The following is a 10,153-nucleotide window of genomic DNA, read 5'->3' on the forward strand; positions in this document are numbered from 1 at the left end:
CGGCGGCACGCCAGGCCGGGCTGCGCCCAGGGCACGGCCCGAACACCGCACGTCCCTCGGTCTCCCGGCGACGCCGGACCCCGGCCAGGCCACTCGCGGGGCGACGGCCACCGGGCCGGCCGGTCGGTCAGCCGCCGTCCCTGCCCCGGCGCGGGGCGGAGGGCCCGGCATGAGCAGGGTGCGCCAGGTCGCGGGCGGCGGCCGCGCGGTCGAGGTGTCCCCGGAACGCCTCCACGGCTGGTTCCGCCGGTTCTCGGAGCGCCACGGCGGCGTGACGGGCACGGAGGTCACCGAGCGTGAGGTGCGGGTCGTGGGCGCGGACGGGGCCACCGCCACGGCGGCGGTGCCCTTCGCGCCGCTCGCCGCCGGGCACGGCCGGCACCCGGGGCTGGCGGTGGGGCCGCTCGTGGACCACGCGCTCACCCCGAGGTCGATCGGCCTGGTCCTGGTCCGACTGGGCGGTCACAGCGTCGGCGTCGCCGAGTCCGGGGCGGTGGTCGTCTCACGGACGGGGCGCCGGCAGGTGCACGGCCGCAACAAGGCTGGCGGGTGGTCCCAACAGCGGTTCGCCCGCCGCCGGGAGGGACAGGCCAGGCAGGCACTGGACGCGGCGGCCGACACCGTCGCCGAGGTGGTCGTGCCCCGACTGGCGACCCTGTCCGCCGTCGTGCTCGGCGGCGACCGGCAGGCCCTCGACGTCCTCCGGGCCGACCGCCGGCTCTCCGGGGTGTTCGCGCTGGCCGAGGAGCGGGTGCTCGACGTGGGCGAACCCCGGCGCGCCGTGCTCGACGAGGCCGCGCGGCGGGCCCGGGACGTGGAGATCGTGGTCAGGGACCGGTGATCGGCGCCGCGGCGGGCAGCGAAATCGGCTTGCCGTCGGCCCGTACACTCGGCATGTGGTCGGCATGGTGCGGGCAGCGGGCCCGGTCATGGTGATGACGGTTGGTGTGTGCGCTCGACCACGTTCGCATCGGAGTTTTCCTTGATCTCTGCGACAGACCTTGAACTGCGTGCCGGTTCGCGGATCCTGCTGGCCGACGCCACCCTGCGGGTGCAGCCGGGCGACCGGATCGGCCTGGTGGGGCGCAACGGCGCTGGCAAGACCACGACGCTGCGGGTGCTGGCGGGCGAGGGGATCCCCTACGCCGGCCAGGTCCGGCGGTCCGAGGAGCTGGGTTACCTCCCCCAGGACCCCCGGGAGGGGGACCTCTCCGTGGCCGCCAAGGACCGCGTTCTGTCGGCCCGAGGGCTGGACGAGCTGCTCAGGGAGATGGACAAGGCGCAGACCGCGATGGCGGAGCTGGTGGACGACGCGCAACGCGACTCCGCCGTCCGCCGGTACGGACGGCTCGAGGAGCGGTTCTCCGCGCTCGGTGGGTACGCGGCGGAGAGCGAGGCGGCCCGGATCTGTTCGAACCTGGGGCTGGCGGACCGCGTGCTCGACCAGCCGCTGCGCACCCTCTCCGGCGGTCAGCGCCGCCGGGTCGAGCTGGCCCGCATCCTCTTCGCGGCCTCCGAGGCCGGGGTGAACGGGCGGTCCACCACCACGCTGCTGCTCGACGAGCCGACCAACCACCTCGACGCCGACTCGATCGGCTGGCTGCGGGACTTCCTCAAGGCGCACTCGGGTGGGCTGGTGGTCATCAGCCACGACGTCGAACTGCTGGCCGCGGTGGTCAACAAGGTCTGGTTCCTCGACGCCACCCGAGGCGAGGTCGACGTCTACAACATGGAGTGGCGGCGTTACCTGGACGCGCGGGCCGCCGACGAGAAGCGGCGCCGCCGGGAACGCGCCAACGCGGAGAAGAAGGCCGGCGCGTTGATGGCGCAGGCCGACAAGATGCGGGCGAAGGCGACGAAGGCGGTCGCGGCCCAGAACATGGCCCGCCGCGCCGAGAAGCTGCTGGCCGGGCTCGACGAACAGCGGGTGGCCGACAAGGTGGCCCGCATCGTCTTCCCCAAGCCGGCGGCCTGCGGTCGGACACCGCTGACGGCGGAGAACCTCAGCAAGTCCTACGGCTCGCTGGAGATCTTCACCGGAGTGGACCTGGCGATCGACCGCGGTTCCCGCGTGGTGGTGCTGGGGCTCAACGGAGCGGGCAAGACGACGCTGCTCAGGCTGCTCGGGGGGATGGAACCGGCTGACGCCGGCTCGGTGGTGGCCGGGCACGGCCTGCGCCTGGGCTACTACGCGCAGGAGCACGAAACCCTCGACCACGACGCCAGTGTGTGGTCGAACATCCGCTCGGCGGCTCCCGACACGCCGGAGCAGCAACTGCGGAGCCTGCTCGGCGCGTTCCTGTTCACCGGGGAGCAGCTCGAGCAGCCGGCGGGCACGCTCTCCGGTGGTGAGAAGACCCGTCTGGCGCTGGCGGGACTGGTGTCCAGCGCGGCCAACGTGCTGCTGCTCGACGAACCCACGAACAACCTCGACCCCGCCAGTCGGGAGCAGGTGCTCGACGCGCTCCGCAGTTACCAGGGCGCCGTCGTCCTCGTGACCCACGACCCGGGCGCCGTGGAGGCGTTGGAACCGGAACGGGTGATTTTGCTGCCGGATGGTACCGAGGATCACTGGTCCGAGGAGTATCTGGATCTCGTGCAGTTGGCGTAGTGTGATCCCGCCGAATGGCGGTCTGCGCAGGTTACGGGCGTGTGACGTTACCCGTCGTCGCGGTGGGAACACTTTGCGATGTTTTCCCATGATCGCCTGGCATTAACGCTGTTCGTGTTCGATCATTGCGGCGACAGGGGCCCGGGAGCGGCCCGACCTGCTCGGACGGAAGGCGGGACAAGGTGGCTGACCTGAAGAAGGGCGCCCGCATCACCGGCGCCGCACGGGACAAGCTTGCGAGCGACCTCAAGAGGAAATACGAGAAGGGCGCGAGCATCCGCGCCCTGGCCGAGTCGACGGGCCGGTCCTACGGCTTCGTGCATCGCGTGCTCAGCGAGTCCGGTGTGCAGCTCCGCGGCCGTGGCGGCGCGACCAGGAGCAAGAAGAAGTAGGCGATGTCCCCAGGTGACGTCGCGGCTAGGCCCCCCGCCCGCGTGTCCGGACACTCCGGAACGCGGGCGGGCCCGCGTCCCGGCCGCCAGGCGGGCCGCCGTCCGTCCGGATGAGCCCGCCGGCGTGCCCGCCGCCGTCACCGGCCCCGACCGAACGCGAACGCCGCGCCCCCTTCCCAGCGGGCCGAGCGCCGGAGATCATGGGTCGGGACAGCCGACCGAACGGGACGGCGGCCCCCGGACCCTCCTCGCGCCGGCCCGCCCTTCGCACCTCGCGGGGAGCGGGAGGACGCCGTGGAGGAGTCGTTGCAGGGCGGGAACGCCGAGGCCGGGCAGGTGGTGCGGGTCGGGGACACGGTGCGTCGACCGGGAGGACCGTGGACCCCTGCGGTGCTCGCCCTGCTGGCGCACCTGCGTGACCGGGGCCTGTCCTGGGTGCCCGAACCACTCGGGGTCGACGAGCGCGGGCGGTCCGTCCTGCGCTACCTGCCTGGGGACAACCCGTTCCCCGGCGGCCTGTCCACCTTCGCCACCGATTCCGCCGCCCACCGCGTGGGCGCGATGGTCCGTGACCTGCACGACGCGGTCGCGGACTTCGTGCCGCCGGCCGACGCGCGCTGGCAGGTGCTGTACCCGCACGCGGGGACCGAGATCATCGCGCACCAGGACCTCGCGCCCTACAACATGCTGGTCCACGGCGACGAGTGGTACCCGATCGACTGGGAGACCGCCGCCCCGGGAGACCGGCTCTGGGACCTCGCCTACGCCCTGCGGGGTTTCGTCCCGTTGAGCGGGGACGGGGCGTGGGAGCCGGGGGACACCGAGCGCCGGCTGCGGCTGGTGGCGGACGGGTACCGCGCCACCGGCCCGGAACGGGAGCTCCTGGCCGGTCTGGTGGCCGGGCGGGTGAGGTCGATGGCCGAGCTCCTCCGGGAGGGGTGGCGGCACGGCCGGCAGCCCTGGGCGCGGATGTACGCCGAGGGCCACGGGCCGTACTGGGCGTCGGAGGCCGGGTTCGCCGCCGCACGCGTCGAGACCTGGCGGAGGGCGCTCCTCGAGTGAGCGTCCCCCCGCCAGCTGCTGCCGCCCCGGGTGACGGGACCGTTCAGCGGCAGGACTCGACCAGCCAGATGTTGCGGAACTGGGTTCTGGTGTCCGGGTCGTGGTTCTGCAGCCCGATGTGCCCGACGGTCCCCCGGTCCGGGTCGTCACTGGTGAAGTCGTTCACCAGCTCGCCGTTGAGGTAGACCCGGTAGCGTTCGCCCTCGACCCGCAGCACGTACCGGTTCCACTCGCCCACCGGCCTGGACGGGTGGGAGGTGGCGTCCTGCTGGTTGTAGATCGCCCCCGTCTTCTGCGGGTCCCCGCCGGGGTTGTCGTTGATCTGCACCTCGTACCCGTGGTCGACCGCGACCCAGGGGTCGTCCCCGGGATCGGGGAAGCGCAGGAAGACGCCGGAGTTGTCCGTCTCGGCGGTCACCCGCCAGTCGAGGAACAGGGTGAAGTCACCGAACGAGGCCTGGTCGTACCACAGCAGACCCATCCCGTCCCGGGTCTGGAGCGTGCCGTCGACGATGTCGAAACCGCCGGGGCCGGCCTGCGACCAGCCCTCCAAGGTCTGACCGTCCCACAGGCGGGTGATCCCGTGGCCGGGCAGACCGCCGGGCACCCCCGCGCAGCGCAGGGTGTGGGCGGTGTCCCGCGACGAGGCTCCCCCCGAGCCCGGAACGGAGGTGTCCTGGGCGGAGTGGTCCGTGCTGGCGGGGGTGGGACCAGCGAGGACAGCGGGGGTCACCAGGGCGAGGCCGGCGACGACGGTCGAGATGAGTGCGCGCATGACGTTCCCTTCTCCGTGTTGTCGGCGTGCGGGCTGTCCGGGGTGGTCGGTCGGTGCGATCAGTCGCGTCGACCGATGTCGGACGAGGCCGCGGCGTGGATGACCCGGGCCCGTTCCGCGGTGCTGAGCAGCCCCTCCGCCGCCAGGTCGGAGGTCAGCTGGCGGACGTGGGCGACGAACACGGCGTGGCCCGACCACTCCCTCGCCTCGTCCACCAGGTCGTTGACGGTGCACCCGTCGTCCCTGACCCGGTTGGGCACACCGCTGTCCTGACCGGCGTGGACGGTCTCCCGGAGGTCCGAGCCGGGGCAGGCGTCGTGGCGGATCACGAAGGAGAGCCGTGCCTCCTCCGACACGCTGCCCTCCGCCGTCCGCGAACGGTAGCCCAGCACGTGTTCGCCCTCCTCGTCCCTGGTCAGCGGCTCGGAGTAGGTGCTCCAGTCGCCGTCACCCCACCGGTACTCGATCTCGGCGTCCCCGCCGTCCTCCTCCACCGCGAGGGTGGCGGTGACGGGGGAGTGGTAGGTGCCCTCCCAGTCGCCGTGCGGATCACCGTTGGGTTCGGCCGGGTCGAGCGCCGCGGTGACCGCCGGAGCTCCGGGCGGTTGCTCGTCCTCACCCAGCGGCTTGATCCGCAGGTTCCGGAAGCGCAGCTGCGAGTCGGCGTTCTCGACGCCGATGTGACCGCGCAGCCCTCGGCTGCCGTCACCGGTGTACTCGGTGACGATCCGGTCGTTCAGCGTCACCGTGTACTGCTGGCCGACGACCTCGATCTCGAAGGTGTTCCAGCCCCCGTACGGAGGTTTGGCGGTCAGGTACTTCGCCGCCATGTAGCCGTTGATGGAGCCGGTCCGGTTGATCGCGTCGTCGACGCGGTCGAGGATGGCCACCTCGTACCCCTGGTCCGAGGGCACCGAGAGGTCGCCCTGCGGGTCGGGGAAGCGCTGGTAGAGACCCGAGTTCGCGCTGACGCTGTAGGTCTCGTACTCGGCCTCCAGCACGTAGTCGTCGAACTCCCGCTCCGCGTACCAGAGGATGCCCCGCGGGCCGTGCGGGCGCAGCGTGCCGTCCTCGTCGACGGTGAAGCCACCGCCGCCCAGCTGTTCCCAGCCGGCGAGGCTCTTGCCGTCGTAGAGGTTGAGGAAGCCGTCCTCGTCGGCCACCACCTGCCAGCTGGCGGTCGCCGTGGCCGTGGACAGGTCGGTGCGCAGGTTCAGGATGTCCGTGCCGTCCGCACCGCCGGTGACGAGGGTGTCGCCGCCCCGGACGCAGCCGCCCCCGTACCCGAGGCAGGCCACCACCCTCTCCTGCGAGGTGACCGTGCTCGCGTAGTCCAGGGTGACGGCGCCGTCCTCGTCCGGCGTGCCCACCGTGCGTTCCACCAGCAGGTGGGGGACCCCCTCGTCCTGCCCCGGGGGGAGCGGGCTGGCCGGGGACCGCCGGTAGACCTCCAGGGTGACCTCGGCGTCGCGGGCCTCCTCGCTGACGGTCGCGGTCACCGTGTGGCTCCCGTCGGTGGTCAGCTCGGCCTCGGCGGGATCGACCGTCAGCGTTCCCGTCACCGGGTCGTGCACGGTCACCTCCACGGCGTCGGTCGCCCGCACCACCCCGTCCGGGTCGGTGACCGTCACCGTCGCGGTGTGCTCACCGGTCTCGGTGTAGGTGTGGTCCACGGCCTCCCCGGAGGCGGTGGCGCCGTCGCCGAAGTCCCACTCGAAGGTCGACCCCTCCGGCAGTGCCTCGCCCTCGGCGGTGAAGGCCACGTCCAGCGGCGCCGGTCCGCGGTCGACGTCACCGACCGCCTCGACGTGCCGTGGGCCGGCCGCCCCGAGCCCCTGGAACGAGATGTGGTCGAGGTCGAACAGGTTCGAGCCGGCACCGGTGAAGACGAGGAACAGTTCGTGCGTGCCGCCCGGGTCGGTGAGCTCCACCGGGTCGAGGTCGACGAACTCGCCGTCGCCGGAGGGCACCGGCAGGGTCGCGACCAGCTCCCCGTCGGGCGCGCCGACGCGCAGTTCGACGGCCCCCTCCGCGTCGCCGGTGGCGATCCGCAGGTTGACCCCGTCGATGTTGAACAGGTTCATCGGGCGGTAGGAGATCCAGTCGCCCGGGTCGATCTCGGTGACAACCTGGCCGCCCTCGGCACCCTCCCGGTCGGCGACGCTGATGCCCTCGGCCGAGGAGAAGTGCTGCGCCTGCTTGGTCTTGGGCTGGAGGATGATCTCCTGCTCGCTGGTCGTCGAGCCCACGCCTTCCGAACCCCGGTCCGAGTAGCTGGTCCGCGCGACCCAGAACAGGTTCGCGTCACCGCTGTGCGAGCCGGCCTCGGGGGAGAAGACGCCCTGGCAGCTCTGGAAGTTGTCCTGCGGGTGGGCGTGGGTGTCGTGCCCGAGCGCCGTCTGCGTGGTCACCTCCGTGCAGGAGATGCCGTCGCCGATCGAGCCGTCCTCGACGTCGTCGACCTCGACCCGGTAGGCGATCTGGTCCTCCCAGTCGAACATGCTGCCGTCGGGTGGCGTCGAGAAGCGGATGTCCGGCGCGTTGTTGCCGATGGTGATCGTGACGCGTTGCACCGTCTCGCGGCCGGCGGTGTTGGTGGCCGTCAGCTTGGCGTGGTAGATGCCGTTCTCGGTGTAGGTGTGCCGCGCGGTCGGCCCCTCGGCGTCGTCCACGCCGTCACCCTCGAAGTCCCAGGCGAAGGTCAGGTCACCGCCGTTGGGGTCGGTGCTGCCGGTGGCGTCGAAGGACACCGGCAACGGGGCCTCACCGGAGGTCTGGTCGACGCTCAACTCCACCGCCGGCGACTGGACGCCCTGGGTGTGGTCGATGCGGTACAGGCCGGCGTAGGTGCCCGGGGTGAAGAAGCCGCCACCGTACTCGAGGACGTAGAGCGAACCCTCGGGGCCGAACTCCATGTCCATCGGCTGGTTGAAGTCGAGCTCCTCGAGGAACGGCGTCATCGACTCGTACTCGCCGGACTCGTCGAACCGGACGTCGGCGACGAAATTGCGGGAGTATTCGTAGAAGAAGTGGGCGCCGTCGAAGGACTCGGGGAACTTCGTGTTCGACTCGAGGTCGGGGTCGTAGCGGTAGACGGGGCCGCCCATGGCGGTATTGCCGCCCTCGCAGGGCAGCTCGGGGAATTCGTCCGAGCAGCCGTAGGAGTACCAGACGTCCGCCGCCGTGGCCGGGGGGAGCTCGGCGAGGCCCGTGTTGTTCGGCGAGTCGTTGACCAGGTTGGCGCAGTCGAAGGTCTCACCCGACTGACCGTTGGTGAAGTCGTAGTCCACGTAGGGGGTGTTGTTCCCCATGCAGTACGGCCAGCCGCCGTTGCCGGGCCCGTCCATCAGGTAGACCTCGTCGAAGGCCTCCGGACCGCGTTCCGGGTGCGCGTCCCGCGCGTCCGGGCCCACGACGCCGAGGAAGATCCGCCCGGTCTCCTGGTCGACGCTGAAGCGGAAGGGGTTGCGCAGGCCCATGTAGTAGATCTCCGGGCGTGTTCCCTCGGTCCCCTCCTCGAAGAGGTTGCCCTCGGGGATGGTGTACCCGCCGTCGTCCTGGACCGTGATCCGCAGCAGCTTGCCGCGCAGGTCGTTGGTGTTGCCGGAGGAGCGCTGCGCGTCGAAGGGTTCCCGTCCCTCCCGCTCGTCGATCGGCGTGTACCCGTCGGACGCCCAGGAGTTGGTGTTGTCCCCGGTGGAGAGGTAGAGGTTGCCCTCCGCGTCGAAGTCGATGTCGCCACCGACGTGGCAGCACAGGTCCCGCTGGGTCGGCACCTCCAGGATGACCTGCTCGCTGGCGAGGTCGAGGGTGTTGCCGTCCAGTTGGAAGCGGGAGAGGACGTTGCGCGGTTGCGGGTCCGGCGGGGCGTAGTAGGTGTACACCCAGCCGTTGTCCTCGAAGTCCGGATCGAGGGCGATGCCCTGGAGCCCGTCCTCCTCACCGGCGTAGACCTCGATGTGGCCGGCGGTCGTCACGTTGTACGAGTTGGGGTCGAAGATCTTGATGGTGCCCCGGCGGTCGGTCATGAGCACCCGGCCGTCCGGTGCCACGGCCAGGGCCATCGGCTCCCCGACGTCCTCGGTGAGCTGGATCTTCTCGAAGTCCCCGTCGACGGCCGCGTACGGCCGGAGCGTCGCCGTCGAGCTGACGTGGACGGCGTCGTCGGGATCGTCCGGTTGGGCCGCTGCCGGCGGACCGGCGAGCGGGAGCAGCAGCGCGGCCGCGGCGAACGCGGTCACCGCACGGCGGCGTGACAATGACATGCTTCGTCCTTTCCAGACAGGGCACAGCCAGGGGTGTGTTCTCCCCGCCGCCACGGAGAACACCCTTCCGCCCTCGCGGGGTGAATGCTAGGAGTCCCGGTGGGAAAAAGCACGGGGTTAATTTTCGCCCATTGCTGTGCTATGGAAGTGGCGATCCTCTGCCATGTGAGTGAGGGTGGGCCTCTCAATTCCGTCACTGTGCGTGGTTCGCGGGCTCGGTGATCCGTGGAATTAGACGATTCGGGTTCGGCGGATTGTTCTCCTTTCGGGTTCGTCCATTGCGCGAACAAAGGAAAATCGCCGACCCCGGTCACTCGGCCGATCGGTTCGCGACACGTGCGGGTCCTGCGGGTACCTCGACCCGGCCCGGCGTGCGGGTATCTTCCGGGCGAGGACGACCGACGGGAGCTGAACCCGGTATGGGGCGACGTGGGGAACGCCGGGAGCTGTTGGCGGAGGCCGCGATCGAGGTGCTGGCCGCCGTGGGCGGGCGAGGGCTGACACATCGGGCGGTGGACCGCGAGGCGCACGTCCCCGAGGGAACGACGAAGAACTACTTCCCCTCCAGGGATTCCCTCCTCGCGGCGATCGCCGACCACCTGGCGGAGGACCACCGGGCCGCCGTCGCCAGCCTGCGGAGGAACACACCCACGGCGGTGACCGCCGACCAGCTCGACGCCCTCTACCGGGGCATGCTGCACCGGTCCACCGGCGTGGGCCGGTCCCGTCTCCTGGCGTTGCTCGAGCTCTACCTGGAGTCGATCCGGCGGCCCAGCGTGCGAGCCGCGCTGGGCTCGATGGCCCTGGCGAACACCGACGCGACCATCGCCCTGCACGAGAGCGCCGGCCGACGCCTCACCCGAGCCCAGGCCGGCCGGCTCGACGCCTACCTGTTGGGGCTCTCCCTGCTGCTGCTCGCGCTACCCGCCGACGTGCTGCGCGGTACGGGCCTGGACCCGGCTCCGCTCCCGACCGACGCCATCAGCGAGGGACCAGGACGTGACGGCGGGCCCGGCTCACCGAGGTGAACCGGGCCCGCCCACCACCC

The 10,153-nt window shown here is 71.4% G+C and carries 7 protein-coding genes; 5 read left to right on the forward strand and 2 right to left on the reverse strand.

The window, feature by feature from the left end; all coding sequences use genetic code 11:
* Window positions 1-169: 169 nt before the first annotated feature.
* The 4 genes from ACTIDRAF_RS0213555 (at window position 170) to ACTIDRAF_RS0213570 (ending at window position 4,065) form a co-directional block, all read left to right on the forward strand.
* Complete coding sequence (locus ACTIDRAF_RS0213555; RefSeq protein WP_016699278.1) at window positions 170-841, forward strand: acVLRF1 family peptidyl-tRNA hydrolase; 672 nt, start codon at window positions 170-172, stop codon at window positions 839-841.
* A gap of 141 nt (window positions 842-982) precedes the next feature.
* Window positions 983-2,611, forward strand: coding sequence for an ABC-F family ATP-binding cassette domain-containing protein (locus tag ACTIDRAF_RS0213560; protein WP_026066074.1), 1,629 nt, complete (start codon window positions 983-985; stop codon window positions 2,609-2,611).
* Between the two features lie 182 nt (window positions 2,612-2,793).
* On the forward strand, window positions 2,794-3,003 hold the full coding sequence (locus tag ACTIDRAF_RS0213565; RefSeq protein ID WP_016699280.1) for a helix-turn-helix domain-containing protein: 210 nt from the start codon (window positions 2,794-2,796) through the stop codon (window positions 3,001-3,003).
* Between the two features lie 294 nt (window positions 3,004-3,297).
* Window positions 3,298-4,065 carry a phosphotransferase enzyme family protein gene (locus ACTIDRAF_RS0213570; protein ID WP_016699281.1) on the forward strand — a complete coding sequence of 256 codons (768 nt, stop codon included), beginning with the start codon at window positions 3,298-3,300 and terminating at the stop codon, window positions 4,063-4,065.
* A gap of 43 nt (window positions 4,066-4,108) precedes the next feature.
* Here the strand turns inward: ACTIDRAF_RS0213570 and ACTIDRAF_RS28765 are convergent, their stop codons facing one another.
* The gene (locus ACTIDRAF_RS28765) at window positions 4,109-4,840 is read right to left on the reverse strand and encodes a 3-keto-disaccharide hydrolase (protein ID WP_016699282.1); all 732 of its coding nucleotides are present in this window, start codon (window positions 4,838-4,840) and stop codon (window positions 4,109-4,111) included.
* A gap of 59 nt (window positions 4,841-4,899) precedes the next feature.
* Window positions 4,900-9,105, reverse strand: coding sequence for a PQQ-dependent sugar dehydrogenase (locus ACTIDRAF_RS0213580; protein WP_157163022.1), 4,206 nt, complete (start codon window positions 9,103-9,105; stop codon window positions 4,900-4,902).
* Window positions 9,106-9,524: 419 nt separating this feature from the next.
* Between ACTIDRAF_RS0213580 and ACTIDRAF_RS0213585 the strand changes: the two genes are divergently transcribed.
* Window positions 9,525-10,133, forward strand: a complete 609-nt coding sequence (locus tag ACTIDRAF_RS0213585) for a TetR/AcrR family transcriptional regulator (protein WP_016699284.1) — start codon at window positions 9,525-9,527, stop codon at window positions 10,131-10,133.
* Window positions 10,134-10,153: the final 20 nt, after the last annotated feature.

The organism is Actinoalloteichus spitiensis RMV-1378, assembly GCF_000239155.1.
Classification (GTDB): domain Bacteria; phylum Actinomycetota; class Actinomycetes; order Mycobacteriales; family Pseudonocardiaceae; genus Actinoalloteichus_B; species Actinoalloteichus_B spitiensis.

Coding starts and splice junctions, on each gene's coding strand:
- ACTIDRAF_RS0213555 (WP_016699278.1), top strand. CDS start 170: ATGAGCAGGGTGCGCCAGGTCGCGGGCGGCGGCCGCGCGGTCGAGGTG.
- ACTIDRAF_RS28765 (WP_016699282.1), bottom strand. CDS start 4,840: ATGCGCGCACTCATCTCGACCGTCGTCGCCGGCCTCGCCCTGGTGACC.
- ACTIDRAF_RS0213580 (WP_157163022.1), bottom strand. CDS start 9,105: ATGTCATTGTCACGCCGCCGTGCGGTGACCGCGTTCGCCGCGGCCGCG.
- ACTIDRAF_RS0213585 (WP_016699284.1), top strand. CDS start 9,525: ATGGGGCGACGTGGGGAACGCCGGGAGCTGTTGGCGGAGGCCGCGATC.